This is a genomic window from Fulvivirga imtechensis AK7, from assembly GCF_000331535.1.
GTDB lineage: Bacteria > Bacteroidota > Bacteroidia > Cytophagales > Cyclobacteriaceae > Fulvivirga > Fulvivirga imtechensis.
Genome location: NZ_AMZN01000014.1, coordinates 25,306 through 38,092, shown reverse-complemented (window position 1 = coordinate 38,092; position 12,787 = coordinate 25,306). Strand labels below are relative to the sequence as shown.

Below are 12,787 nucleotides of genomic sequence, written 5' to 3'. Positions count from 1 at the left end.
GCGTTTTCTTAGAGGCACTACTTAGCATTAGCATCCATCTGCATGATTCCACTAATGTAGCCACCCGGATCCTTGAAGTAGGCGAGCCAGCCCACTGTGGGAACAGCCATCTTTGGTGCCACTATTTGCCCCTTGTGCTTTTCAATCGCTTCAATGGCCTTTTCAAGATCGGGAACTTCAACGGTATTTACAACAGGCTGAGCAGGATCGCGCTGCTTCATGATAGCTCCGTTAATACCAGGAAGATCATCCTCCCCTGTCTTGGCCAGCCAGTATTCCTCATCTCCCCATTTGCTGAATTCCCAACCAAAAACATTTTTATAAAATCGAACCGAAACCTCCGGATCTGCCGCAGGAATTTCGAAGTGTACTACTCGTGCCATACATAATATATTTGATTGTCATAGTTTCATCACTGAAAACTAAAAGCCCTCTGCTGTGAACTGATGATTGAAAATAGTATTTTTAACAATGGCAAACCGGCCTTTAAACCTGAAGCGGAAAAACTGTCTGTTGAAAAGGAAAACTTTTGCATTAAAGCGGTGGATGATAAAATTAACATTAACGATAAACTGGTACGGATCATTGGCATCCAGTTTTTTGGTGTGGTAATACCGAATGCCACCGGGTTGGTTACGAGCAATGACCGGTCAATAACCTACCTGATGCTGGCATATGGTTACTTCATACTTATCTCTTTTTTTATTTGGCAGGGTAACCGCTGGCTGCTTTTCAGACTGGAGGAGCGGTACAACTGGTTTATCAACCCCGCTCAAAAGATAATCATGATATTAGGGGCCAATGTTTTCTACACCGCGCCACTGGTGGTGTTTATGCTTTTAGGATGGTACAGGTTAACAGGAGGCCTGGTTGACTGGGGTGTAATTAAAATAACAGCGGTTGTTTGCGTAATATGCGTTATTTTTATCACTCATATTTATGAGACGGTTTTCCTGATCAAGCAACGGGAATCGGATAAAATAAAAGGGGAAAAGCTTGAAAGAGCCAGGGTGCAGGCAGAGCTGGAGGCTCTAAAAAACCAGATAGACCCTCATTTTATGTTCAATTCGCTCAACAGCCTTTCATATCTTATCGACACAGACCCTTCAAGAGCAAAAGAGTTTACCCAAAGCCTGGCAGAAGTATACCGCTACATCCTGTCAAATAAAGATCAGCGGCTGGTAATACTGCAGGATGAGTTGCTTTTTCTGGACAAATATCTCTCCCTTTTATACCTCAGATTTGACAAAAATCTTCAAGTCCTTTTTAATATTGAAGAAAGTTCCAGAAGCGCTTACCTGATTCCTCCGATATCCATCTTTATAGCCCTCGAAAACGTAGTGAAGCACAATGAGATCTCACAAAGGAGCCCGATGCAGGTAGAGGTAAACCTGCTGGAGAATTATTTACGCATTGCCAATAAAATAAAACCTAAAAAGACGCTCCAGCATTCATCGAAGATAGGCTTGACCAACCTCGATGAACGGTTTAAAATTATTACGGGCATGGGTGTCAATAAGGTAGTAAGTGCTGACAACTTCGAACTGCAATTGCCCATGCTCCCAATATCTAATTGAAAATGAACTTATGCGTGTTTTAATCATCGAAGACGAACCAACGGCTGCCCAGAAGCTCACTGACATGTTGCTTAAAACAGATAGCGAAATTACTGTTCTGGATACCATTCAGAGCGTTGAAGAAGCGGTCCATTGGCTTCGTACCAATACAACACCCGATCTGGCTTTTGTAGATGTGCAGTTAGCTGATGATGTGTCTTTTGAGATCTTCAATCATGTCGAGGTACAGTTTCCCATTATTTTTACCACCGCATACGACCAATACATATTGGAGGCGTTGGAGCATAATTCTATTGACTATCTGCTAAAACCACTGCAGGAAGATCGCCTGCAGAAGGCGCTGGAAAAGGTGAGAAAGCTGGAGTCCCACTTCGTGCAATATAAGTTCAATAAGCTCTTTGAAGAAAGCATGGGAAAGAATAAATCGTCAAAGAAACGACTGCTTGTTAAGCGTGGTATTGATTATGTTTCTGTTTCCATAAAAAATATTGCATACTTCTTCACAGAACATAAGCTCGTTTTTCTGATGAGTAAAAGCAGTGAAAAATACATTATTGACAAAACGTTGACGGAGCTGGAGGAGGAGTTGGACCCGGAATATTTTTTCCGGGCCAACCGCAAATACCTTGTACATATTGATGCCATTGAGAAGTTTAAGTCAGACAGTGGCAAAGTGTTGCTACAGCTCCACCCGCCTACCCGGGAGGAAGTGTGTGTGAGCAAGGAAAATGCCCCCAACTTCCGGTATTGGATAGAAACTTTCTGATGGCTACTTTTGAGGTTTTACACCTCCACAAGTTTCCATTTTCCCCTTTTAAACACCAGTACACTCACTACCGCCAGTAATGTAGACGCGATGGCTATGGCCAGAAATATGCCCTGAGGGCCGAAGCCCGCTGTTACAGCCAGCAGGTAGGCCAATGGCAGTTCAAAAAGCCACATGCAAAAGAAATTGATGACAGTTGGCGTTTTTGTATCGCCAGCGCCATTAAAAGCCTGACCTATTACCATGCCATAGGCAAAGAAGATATATCCGCAGCAGATGATCCTCAGCGCCAGGGCTCCGTATTTAACCACTTCAGTCTCTGATGAAAATATACCCACAAACTCCTCTGCCCATACGATGAACACCACTGAGATCAACCCCAAAAATATCATATTATAAAAAGCACACTTCCAAACGGAACGCTCTGCGCGCTCAGGCTGGCTGGCACCAAGGTTCTGACCTACAAGTGTGGCAGCAGCATTGCTCAGGCCCCACGATGGTAAAATGGTGAACATAATAATTCTGAAGGCGATGGCGTAGCCAGCGAGTACTTCTGCTCCAAAGACAGCACTTATTCTCACCATAAATAGCCAACTGAGCGTTCCTATCATATACTGTCCTATACCACCTGCCGAAACTTTAACTATCCTCCGGATAATATCCCACTGAGCGCGTAAGTGTTTCATTTTCAGCCTCACTATACTTTTTGCTCCTGTAATGGATGCCAACTGAAAAAGCACCCCAATGCCACGTCCTATGGTAGTGGCGATAGCAGCGCCTTCCACACCAAAAGCCGGAATCGGACCAAGGCCAAAGATCAAAATCGGATCCAGGATAATATTAAGACCATTGGATACCCAGAGTACCCGCATAGCTATAGAGGCATCACCAGCCCCCCGAAATATGGCATTGATCAGGAAAAGAAGCATAATGGTGATATTGCCTGCCAGCATGATCATTGTATAGCGATAACCCTCCTCCACCAGGTCTTTTTCACCACCCATCAGTGTCAATATCTGCTTTGGAAAAAGCAATCCTGCCAGGCTAAAAACTATAGAAATGCCAATGGTAAGAAAAATAGCCTGAGCAGCGGCAACTGAAGCTTCTTCAGGCTTATTTTCCCCTATACGTCTGGCTACCATAGCGGTAGCTGCCATACTCAAACCTATGGATATGGCATATACGATCATGATCACCGACTCGGTGAGCGCTACAGTGGCAATGGCATTGACGCTTACCTTACCCACAAAAAAGATATCTACCACAGCGAATAGCGATTCCATCACCATTTCCAGGATCATTGGGATCGAAAGCATGAATATGGCTTTATTGATACTGCCCGAAGTGAAATTTTTTTCGGAGCCCTTAATGGCAATTAGGAAAGAAGAAATAAATTTCCTCAAAAATTTTTGAAAGGAATACATAGTACCGGTTTAAAAGAATGATAGATAAGACTAAAATTGACTTAAAAAGATCGATCTTCTGAAAAACATCTTCTTAAAAAATGAAGGCCGGTACGCTGTTCATGGGCTTTAAAATTTGGGTCTTTTTTTAGGAAAAGACTTATATTGCCTGGCAATTATGACCCTTAAAAAATTAAAAAACAAAATAATAACCGATAATTTGTTCCAAACCGTCATTTTTTATGTCGCAATAGCTGGTTTTTTTTGTTTTACTAACCTTTTGCATGCGCAGACACCGGCCATTGACAGCCTTCGGGGGGTGGTAGAAGTTGCGGAAGATGACTCCCTGAGAATAGAAGCTATGAGAGCCCTCGGGGTGCGACTGAGTGATTATGATGTGGTAGAGGCGATAAAAGTGGTAGAGGAAGCTATAGAGTTGTCAAAGGCGGGTGGCTATGAACTACTTCAGACTGATGCCACCAATTCATTGGGGATCATATATTATGGCATGGGCAATTATGAGAAGACACTCAGTTGTTTTTACAAAGTAATGGCCTTTCATGAGTCACGTGGTGATGAGGTGGCGCTCTCCCGTATATATAATAACATGGGGTTGCTACTCAAGGAGCTTAATCGCTATAGCGAAAGTATTGGTTTTTTGGAAAGATCTGTAGCCCTGAAACTAAAGCACAATGATCTGAGCACGCTTTCATCTTCATATAACAATTTGGGAGCCGCTTACAGTGAAGGACTAAACGATCACAGCACAGCCATCAATTATTATAGAAAGGCGCTCGTACTTGACCGTCAACATAAGGATTATTATGGTATCTTCATCTCATTGGGAAGTATTGGTCACTACCACTATAAAATAGGCAACCTGGACTCAGCTCAACATTACTACAATCAGGCTGTAATGCTTATAGATAAAACGGATGACCGGTATATGAAAGCTGCATTTCTTTATGACTTTGCCTGCCTCAACAGCGCCCTTGGTCAGTACGACCGGGCCATTGAAAAACATTCCATGAGCATAGAAATGGCCAAAGAAGCTGATGCCAGGCTTATACTGAAAAAAAATTACCAGGGCCTGTCTACTATTTATGATTCGCTGGGTGACTATAAGCAGGCCCTTCGGTATCATAAATTGTATAACAAGGTAGATCAGCAGATATTTAATGATGATCAAAGCAGAAAAATTGCTGAAGTAGAGAGCAACTATAAGATAAAGAGCTCTCAAAATGAAATAGAATTACTTAAAAAGGAGTCTGAGATCAAAGATCTTAGGCTTAATAACAGCGAGTTGCTGCTATACTTTCTTGGGGGTATACTGGCAATGGGTCTGTTCATAGTAGTGATGCAGTACAGAAAAAATGTATATAAAAACCGGACTAACAGGATACTCAAGCAGAAAAACCGGGAAATCATCGAGAAGAACAGAAACATTATGGATAGTATTCTGTACGCGAAGAACATACAGGAGGCTATCCTGCCCGAAAATGAAAGGCTTAAATCCGTTTTTCAAGATGCATTTGTGCTCACAAAAGCTAGAGATGTCGTCAACGGGGATTTTTATTGGTTTGCAGAGGAACAAAACCAGGTGATAATAGCAGCAGTAGATTGTACGGGGCATGGTGTTCCTGCTGCGTTTCTTAATGTTATGGGAAATTCTCTTCTTAACCAGATAGTAAATGAAGAAAAAATGCTGGAACCCGCCATTATACTAAAAGAATTAAACCAGCGGATATTTAAAAACCTGAAATATAATCACCTGCAGAGCAAGACTTACGATGGTATGGACATAGGCATTTGCTTGTTTGATCGAACAACGAAAAAACTTTCGTTTGCAGGGGCCAAAAGACCATTGTATTACTTTCACAATCACGAGCTTAATATTGTAAAAGGTGACTACTACCCTGTTGGGGGAATGATGTTTGACGAAAAGCGCGAGTACAGGCAGCATGAGCTTGAGCTGAAACCTAAGGACACGATATACCTGTTTACTGATGGTATAGTGGATCAGTTCGGGGGTGAGGCCAATAAAAAATTTATGTATCCCCGCTTCAGAGGGCTGTTAAAAAGCATTGCTCATCAACCCATGTCTGAGCAGCTAAAAATGGTAGAAGCTGAGATAAGAAGATGGCAGGGTAACAATGAACAAACAGATGACATTTTGTTAATTGGTGTCCGGATTTAGCCCCTGTTTTCTGGCGCGTCTGGTCCTGTAAAAATTGATGAAGTTAAAGACAATTATACAAATGATCAGCCAGAATAGTCCGGCCACAAAACCGGCAACCACGTCAGTCGGAAAATGCACGCCTAAATATACCCTACTCAGGCCGATACCTAATATTAGAGATAACTGAATAAGAATAAGCCCTATTTTAAGGACCATATTAGGCACATATTTATAAGTGAGATAGATAAGAAAGCCGTAAAAAGCGATTGCACTCATTGCATGTCCGCTGGGGAAGCTATATGAATGGGCTATCACCAAACGCATGTCTTCAACAGGGCGTGGCCGGCTGATCAGGCTTTTGATCCCAATATTGAGAAAGGTGGCTGATAATAAAACAATAGTAGCCTGGAGGGATAATTTCCATCGATGATGACCCCGGTAGTAAAGCAGTACTGCAACACAGGGTATGATGATCGCATATGCCTGTACATCACCAACGTCTGTGATGAATTTAACAATACTCGTGGTGGTATCGCTGCGGAAGGTATAGACAAATTCAGTTATAAGGTCGTCAAATTTCACTAATTGCTGTGCCTGCAGCCTCTCTGTGATCTCCAGGAACGCATTGAGCGCAAACAGGCAAATAATCCCCGGGATGATCAGCGAAACAATAAAAAGCACATATTCATTTTTGTGCCATTTAAGCTCACGTACGAATCTACGAACTGCAGTTATCATAAATCTTTAATTTTTTAACTGAAGCCTTTACTGCTTTTTGCCCAATGAAGCTAAGTATGGCTCAAAAGGTCAGTCATCCCTCCCTTGCATTATCTAACATAGGAAGATCGTTGGTTGTTTAGCTCTTCAGCGGATCTGTAGCGCATCCATTACACCTTCGAGACCACGTGCTCCCGGGAAAAAGCTTACAATTTTGAGCATCACCTGATCCACCAAAGTGTCAGGGCAGGAGGCGCCACTGGTCAATATAATTTTCACCTCCGGTTTTGCGGGAAGCCAGCCAATAGTTTCAACCTTCTTTTTATTGTGGTAGTCGTAGTGGTGTATCTCATCATTTGAAATGATCTCTCTTTCTGAGTTGATAAAAAAAGTCGGAAACTTCCTTTCGCACAGCTCCACAATATGTGAGGTATTGGAGCTATTGTACCCGCCCACCACTATGGCCAGGTCAGCGTCTTCTTCAAGCAGGCCATAGGTGGCATCCTGGTTGTCATTAGTGGCATAACACAAGGTATCTCGTGTATCGGCAAAGTGGTGCTTATAGCTATTCTCACCATGCATTTCGATGATGACCTGTTTTATGTAATCTGCAATTTCCTGTGTTTCAGTAGCCAGCATGGTAGTTTGATTCACTACTCCCAGTTTGTCAAAATGCTTGTCCGGGTCAAATCCCTGCGAATACTTGCCTTCAAAGAGCTTGAAGAATTCGGCCTTTGAAATATTGCCTTTTATTGCTTCTCCCAACATTTTTGCCTCAGCCATATCCTTTACGATCACTGAAGGAGCAGTTTGTGAACTATGTGAGAAGGTGGCTCTGGTTTCTTCATGGTTGTGCTTTCCATGAATGATTATTGTATGATGCTCTTTCCCCAGTTTTTCAGAGCGCTTCCATACCTTTTCCACGAAGGGGCAGGTGGTGTTATAGCGTTGTACCTCTATGCCGGTTTCCTTTAGTATTTCTTCTATTTCCAGCGTAGTGCCAAAGGCAGGAATGATTACTATATCTTCAGGTTTTAGCTCATTCCAGGGAATAAACTGTGTGCCATCGGTATCCATAATAAATTCAATACCCCTGCTTTGCAGGTCTTTGTTCACCTCCTGATTATGGATCATTTGGCTCAGAAGGAATACCCTTTTGTCAGGATTTTCCTCCAGCGCTTTGTAACTGATCTCAATGGCATTTTCTACGCCATAGCAAAAACCGAAATGTCTCGCTATGTAGAATTTAACAGGTCCAAAATCCAATTCGGTTGGTGCAAAATCCTTTTTACGAGGGTCAGCTACACGTCTGGCCTCCTTTATTTTCCCGGTTATAGACGACCGGTAGTATTCAGGGATATCAAATTTTTTAATAGCACTTAATGTTTTGTTGCGGTGCAAAAATAATGATTTGCGGGTTAACAAATGGGAGAGAAGCGAAGAGATTTTGTGACCGGATCAGTATTTTCAGGCCATTAAAATTTGCCTTTGTAAAGGAAGTAAGCAAGCCAGTAGAGGGAGTAGGTGTAGTTCGCTACCACCTCCTGGTATCTCAATAGTTTAGCTTTCCAAAATGTTATACCGTTATTTTAGTGGTATAGTTTTTCCTGTTTCAGCGGAAAGTCGAGCTGCATCTAATATTTCCTGAACCAGTAAACTATTTTCAAGAGACGACAGGTCATAATCGGGAATGCTCATTTTTTTCCTGATCACGGCTGCAAAAAATGTAAACGGATCATCATGAGGAGCATCCATTTCTTCCAATACTGCAGCAGTTTCATCGTATCCGTCATAACCTTTGGCAATCCTTACTCTTAAATTATTCCGGTTGTCGGCATAGATCACACCCTTTCTCCCATACACCTCCATGTCTTTACGGCCAATTGGCCAGTTCCATGAAGCCTGTATAGTAACCTTGCAGTTGTCGTATGTAAGTATTATGGTACTCTCATCATCTACTAAAGGGTTATTTTCCTTTTGCAGTTGTTGTGTCACTGCCGTAACCGCCTGTGGGCGCTTGCCATTAAGTATCCAGGTGGCGATATTAGCCCCGTAGCACCCAAAATCCATGATAGCTCCTCCACCATTCTGCCTGGGGTCTGTTAACCAATTCAGAAACTCACTATTGACCCCTATATTTTTAGGCCCCCTATGCCCATCTCGTATGATTAATTGTACCAAACTGCCGATACTGTCCGATGCTAACAAGGTTTTAGCCTTTTGGACTGTAGGGTACCAGGATGTTTCATAGTTTACCAAAAGGTGGATATTATGTTTTATTGCCAGAGCTTGCATTTTCCTTGCCTGTTGCATGTCGATTGCCAGAGGTTTTTCAACCATAACATGGATCCCTCTGGGGGCACACACTTCGACTACTTTCAGGTGTTCGGCAATAGTGCCAAATGCAGTTACCCCTTCAGGGTTTTCATGTTGCAGCATATCAGCAATAGTCTTATATAATTTCCCCATCGGAAATTTATATTGTTCAGCATAGCGCATGGCCAGTTGTTCATCGGGCTCAACAATTCCAACAATCTCTATTTCACCCTTGTTTGCACTATTGAAGATCCAATGAACATGTGTGTGCGTCAAGCCAATAATGCCTATTCGAACGGGACCGTTTTGGCTCCTTGTCGCTCCCTCTGTTTTATAGAAGAAAATGATACAGAGAAAAAGAGGTATAAAAAAGTACTTCATCCGCAAAAGTTAGTAATAAACTACGAAACAGCACAATGGGCCATGCCTTATCGAGTCGTTTGTGCCATCGGGCTCACCATAGCTGTCAACCGGAGTTTCTTATATTTTCAACTGTTGTGCAGGCTATGAAGTTAAATCTGAAGGTTATGAATACCAGAGTGTTGAACATTCCTTTACGTCAGGTGTTTTTCTTCACATATGCTGATCTGTAATAAATAATAATTAATGGAGACAATAATAACTCAGTTAAAAGCATTGCCCGAAGAGATTAAAGTTGGCATTACGGGTATTGGCTCTATGGGAAAAGGATTGGCATTTCAATGTCATATAACACCCGGATTCAGGCCTGCAGCCATCTCAAACAGAAACCTGGCAAAGGCGGAAGGGTGTGCAAAATGGCTGGGTGTTACATATGAAATTGTTGATACCGTTTCTGAATTAAATTCTGCTATTGCACGAAAAGTCCTTGCTGTTTGTGATGACTGCTCTTTGGTCTGCTCCAGTGAAGAGATCGATGTGTTGATTGAATCTACAAATGATCCATTGGCGGGCGCAAAACATGCCTTAAAAGCAATTGAATACAACCAACATATTGTAATGATGAACCATGAAGCGGAGGTGATGTATGGTCCATTAATAATGAAAAAAGCTGAAGAAAAAGGCCTGATATATACCGTGGCGGATGGTGATCAGCCGGCATCGATGAAAATACTGATCGATGACCTTGCTTTTTATGGCTTTGACTTAGTGATGGCGGGAAACATCAAAGGGTATCTTGACCGGTATACCAACCCGGCCAAAATAGCACCTGAAGCCGATAAGCGGTCATTAGACCATAAAATGACCTCGTCATTTACCGATGGCTCCAAACTTTGTGTTGAAATGTCGGTAATAGCCAATGCCTTAGATCTTCGGACGCCTGTACCGGGAATGTATGGTCACCGGATGGATCATATCAACGATATTTTCAAGCATTACGACTTTGATTCCTTATATGAGGATAAAAAACCGGTGGTCGATTACATCCTTGGCGCACAGCCAAAAGGGGGAGTTTTTGCTGTCGGATATACGGATAAGGAATATCAACAATTTACACTCGACTGGTTCCCTGTTGATATGGGCTCAGGGCCATACTATTTATTTTACAGACCCTATCATTTGCGCCATATAGAAGCTTTAAAATGTGTTGCTGAAGCTATTCTATATGGAAATTCACGGCTTAAACCAAAATATGGGATAAAAACGAATGTGTTTTGCTATGCAAAGGAGAATTTGAAGCAAGGAGATAAAATTGATGGCGCTGGCGGTTTCGCTTGTTATGGATTAATCGAAAATCTGGAAGATTTCGGTGAGGATGGTGTACCCATCTGCATTGCAGAAGATGTTGTATTAAAAAAGGATTATAAAAAGGACGAAAGAATACTGATGAAGGACGTTGATTTTCAAAGTCAGAGTGAAGCTTTTGAGCTTTATTTTGAAACATTGAAAATTAAAGGAGATATAAAAATGGAGTACCCATTTGCATCGCAGGAGGTCCTATATTAAAAATGACGCTACAACATTGATTTTAAGTCAGAACTGAGTTTTTAAAGTGTGTTATGAAGTACTAAATATTAAAAGTGTGTAAACGAATGAAAAATGAACCTTTGGTTACTGTGGCAATAGCCACATATAACAGACCGGAGACCTTGAAGTATGCTGTTGAAAGTGTATTGTGGCAAACCTATGAAAATTTTGAGTTATGGGTGATCGGGGATAAATGTACTGATAATACTGAAGAGGTTCTTCAGCCCTATTTAAAGGACCCGAGGGTTAACTGGTATAATCTGCCGAAAAATTCCGGCTATCAGTCCCGGCCTAATAATGAAGCCATCAGAAGAGGAAGCGGGAAATACATTTCCTATCTGAATCATGATGATATATGGTTACCCAATCATCTTAGTGATTGTGTCAACCATATTGAAAATTCGAATGCAGACATTGTTTTCGCCATTATAGAATGGATCTATTCATTCAAATTATCAGAACCAGATATTCCTATATTGCCTACTATGCCAAGACTTCCCGAAACCATTGCCGTGGTACATAAACGCGAGGTGATCAATAAGATTGGCTACTGGAAAGATTTTTATGAAACTTATGAAGACCCCCGTGTGGATTTTTTCAGAAGTGCATATAGACAAAATTTAAGATTTGAAATAGTACCTTCTCTTACCTCTTTGAAATTTCTCTGGGATGAGGAAAACTATCATGATAAGGGACCCCAGGAACTCTATTTCAAAAAGATAAAGGAAGATCCGGCGTTTATTAACCGGGAGTTATCGGGCATGCTTATCCGCGCTCATGAGGAATTAGGAAAACCAATAACTTTATCGCGGTTCCAGCTTCAAATTTTTGATAAAATAAGAGAAATAATGGTTCGGTTGAATATGGCCCCGGCGCGATTGAAATTCTGGCGGAGAAAGGGTTCACAGATCGAAATATGGAGAAAACAGCATCAACTTGATGGCTAAAAACAGGGAATTTGATTTCTTAAATTACCACCATCATTGTGAAGTTTTCGCAGAGCGGAGAAAGTATTCAGGATCCCCCCAACAGATATATAAGCCTGACTTCGGATAAGGCGGAAAAGTTAGGGACCTGAAAAGTCAAAAGTTTGGTCTGCGAAATAGCCAGGTCTGTTTTACACCTAATCCATCACTAGCGCGGCAGAATCGCCTTCTCCTCCCTTGCTCCGCTGAAAAGCTTCGTGAAGGCGAGAAAGGAGAGGGAAGCACAGATAGTAGTAGAAGTACAGGATTTTTGGTGGGTGAGGTGGCGCAGGCATATTGAGAATTACTTGCTGATCACTTCAAGCCGGGGGCCTGATCCCTGGATCTAAGATTTCAACATTCAATAAAACAAAAATGGGAGCCTTTCTCTTGGAAAAACCCCCATTTCATGCTTTTCATAACCGGAGTTATGGTACATGCCAAGCTACAGTTACCGGCTTTCCCTGCGAACATTGCGTAGCATAAGTTCAGGTTCTGGCTTTCCGGCAAACTCTCAAATGATATGGAGGATCCATACTCGGAAAAGTAACCTTCTGCAGCTAAAGCAATTTCAGGCCATCCGGCTAAGCCGGGACCCCTTCAGTTGAGCCTTTCCAAATCTGATGCTGCTATTCTATAGTAGAATAGAACAGACCAGACCATTCTATGAAGCTGTTTCTCTGTGACTTTAGCCATTTCAAATTATCAGTACCAGACCGTAACTCGTGGAAACCACACTTCGCGAATTTTGCAATACTTACCTGGCACTCTTTTGTGCCTGCCGTTTATCTCTTACTTGGTACATCTAAGGTCGGTATTATATCTTTGCCTGCAAAAAAAATCCATACATTGTTTCCCACAACTTTTCCACAATATTTTAAGGTCAAAAGCAGGTATTTATACACAAAGGTTGACTG

General features: G+C 42.0%; 11 protein-coding genes. 6 read left to right on the top strand and 5 right to left on the bottom strand.

The genetic code is table 11. The features are described 5' to 3' along the window. Positions 1–17: 17 nt before the first annotated feature. A complete protein-coding gene (locus C900_RS04595) occupies positions 18–383 on the bottom strand; it encodes a VOC family protein (protein ID WP_009578469.1) in 366 nt (121 codons plus the stop codon). A 63-nt stretch (positions 384–446) separates the two neighbouring features. On the opposite strand from C900_RS04595, the gene C900_RS04590 reads away from it, so the two are divergent. Then, positions 447–1,577: a sensor histidine kinase gene (locus C900_RS04590; protein ID WP_009578468.1), complete on the top strand. Its 1,131-nt coding sequence runs from the start codon at positions 447–449 to the stop codon at positions 1,575–1,577. A 10-nt stretch (positions 1,578–1,587) separates the two neighbouring features. Beyond that, positions 1,588–2,343: a LytR/AlgR family response regulator transcription factor gene (locus C900_RS04585; RefSeq protein WP_009578467.1), complete on the top strand. Its 756-nt coding sequence runs from the start codon at positions 1,588–1,590 to the stop codon at positions 2,341–2,343. 17 nt (positions 2,344–2,360) lie between these two features. Here the strand turns inward: C900_RS04585 and C900_RS04580 are convergent, their stop codons facing one another. Further along, positions 2,361–3,767 carry an MATE family efflux transporter gene (locus C900_RS04580; RefSeq protein ID WP_009578466.1) on the bottom strand — a complete coding sequence of 469 codons (1,407 nt, stop codon included), beginning with the start codon at positions 3,765–3,767 and terminating at the stop codon, positions 2,361–2,363. Positions 3,768–3,924: 157 nt separating this feature from the next. On the opposite strand from C900_RS04580, the gene C900_RS04575 reads away from it, so the two are divergent. Further along, a complete protein-coding gene (locus C900_RS04575) occupies positions 3,925–5,943 on the top strand; it encodes a tetratricopeptide repeat protein (RefSeq protein ID WP_009578465.1) in 2,019 nt (672 codons plus the stop codon). On the opposite strand, the gene C900_RS04570 is transcribed toward C900_RS04575, so the two are convergent. From C900_RS04570 to C900_RS04560, 3 genes are all read right to left on the bottom strand, one after another. Further along, the gene (locus C900_RS04570; RefSeq protein WP_009578464.1) at positions 5,923–6,663 is read right to left on the bottom strand and encodes a phosphatase PAP2 family protein; all 741 of its coding nucleotides are present in this window, start codon (positions 6,661–6,663) and stop codon (positions 5,923–5,925) included. The genes C900_RS04575 and C900_RS04570 overlap by 21 nt on opposite strands. 126 nt (positions 6,664–6,789) lie before the next feature. Beyond that, positions 6,790–8,043 carry a 4-hydroxy-3-methylbut-2-enyl diphosphate reductase gene (locus C900_RS04565; protein WP_009578463.1) on the bottom strand — a complete coding sequence of 418 codons (1,254 nt, stop codon included), beginning with the start codon at positions 8,041–8,043 and terminating at the stop codon, positions 6,790–6,792. 183 nt (positions 8,044–8,226) lie between these two features. Then, positions 8,227–9,339 carry a Gfo/Idh/MocA family protein gene (locus C900_RS04560; RefSeq protein WP_009578461.1) on the bottom strand — a complete coding sequence of 371 codons (1,113 nt, stop codon included), beginning with the start codon at positions 9,337–9,339 and terminating at the stop codon, positions 8,227–8,229. Between the two features lie 225 nt (positions 9,340–9,564). Here C900_RS04560 and C900_RS04555 point away from each other — a divergent pair, with 225 nt between their 5' ends. The 3 genes from C900_RS04555 to C900_RS30810 all read left to right on the top strand — a co-directional run bounded on the left by C900_RS04555 (position 9,565) and on the right by C900_RS30810 (position 12,220). Beyond that, on the top strand, positions 9,565–10,884 hold the full coding sequence (locus C900_RS04555) for a homoserine dehydrogenase (protein WP_009578460.1): 1,320 nt from the start codon (positions 9,565–9,567) through the stop codon (positions 10,882–10,884). Between the two features lie 86 nt (positions 10,885–10,970). After that, complete coding sequence (locus tag C900_RS28110) at positions 10,971–11,852, top strand: glycosyltransferase family 2 protein (RefSeq protein ID WP_009578459.1); 882 nt, start codon at positions 10,971–10,973, stop codon at positions 11,850–11,852. A 236-nt stretch (positions 11,853–12,088) separates the two neighbouring features. Further along, on the top strand, positions 12,089–12,220 hold the full coding sequence (locus tag C900_RS30810) for a hypothetical protein (protein WP_009578457.1): 132 nt from the start codon (positions 12,089–12,091) through the stop codon (positions 12,218–12,220). The last annotated feature ends 567 nt before the right edge of the window (positions 12,221–12,787 follow it).

Coding starts and splice junctions, on each gene's coding strand:
- C900_RS04595 (WP_009578469.1), bottom strand. CDS start 383: ATGGCACGAGTAGTACACTTCGAAATTCCTGCGGCAGATCCGGAGGTT.
- C900_RS04590 (WP_009578468.1), top strand. CDS start 447: ATGATTGAAAATAGTATTTTTAACAATGGCAAACCGGCCTTTAAACCT.
- C900_RS04585 (WP_009578467.1), top strand. CDS start 1,588: ATGCGTGTTTTAATCATCGAAGACGAACCAACGGCTGCCCAGAAGCTC.
- C900_RS04580 (WP_009578466.1), bottom strand. CDS start 3,767: ATGTATTCCTTTCAAAAATTTTTGAGGAAATTTATTTCTTCTTTCCTA.
- C900_RS04575 (WP_009578465.1), top strand. CDS start 3,925: ATGACCCTTAAAAAATTAAAAAACAAAATAATAACCGATAATTTGTTC.
- C900_RS04570 (WP_009578464.1), bottom strand. CDS start 6,663: ATGATAACTGCAGTTCGTAGATTCGTACGTGAGCTTAAATGGCACAAA.
- C900_RS04560 (WP_009578461.1), bottom strand. CDS start 9,339: ATGAAGTACTTTTTTATACCTCTTTTTCTCTGTATCATTTTCTTCTAT.
- C900_RS04555 (WP_009578460.1), top strand. CDS start 9,565: ATGGAGACAATAATAACTCAGTTAAAAGCATTGCCCGAAGAGATTAAA.
- C900_RS28110 (WP_009578459.1), top strand. CDS start 10,971: ATGAAAAATGAACCTTTGGTTACTGTGGCAATAGCCACATATAACAGA.